This window comes from Flagellimonas flava (genome assembly GCF_050617915.1).
Lineage (GTDB): Bacteria > Bacteroidota > Bacteroidia > Flavobacteriales > Flavobacteriaceae > Flagellimonas > Flagellimonas flava_A.
The window spans coordinates 1-242 of record NZ_JBODQE010000141.1; the positions used below are offsets into that span (position 1 = coordinate 1).

Consider the following 242-nt stretch of genomic DNA (forward strand, 5'->3'; position numbering starts at 1 on the left):
GTCGCCGTCGTGCAGCGCCGGTTCGATCTGATAGCGCCGCACGTTGTCGACCTGCCCCTCGCTGACACCCGGCATCGCGGATGGCACTAGAAAGGCATATTCGCGACCGGTGGTGGCCACGGCCAGAAGCGCGTCATAGTTACCCAGCTCGCTAGTCCGCGTCGTGCGCTGCGCCCAGTTGAGCGCACTCTGACCGGAGAAGTTCTCGACGTAGACCACCCACAGTCGGATGCGGCGATCGG

Annotated in this window: 1 protein-coding gene; it reads right to left on the reverse strand. The window is 64.9% G+C overall.

Annotated features, from left to right (window positions below; genetic code table 11):
• The coding region (locus tag ACRHOZ_RS21305; protein WP_431130368.1) for a TPM domain-containing protein at positions 1-242 on the reverse strand (242 nt) is incomplete at both ends.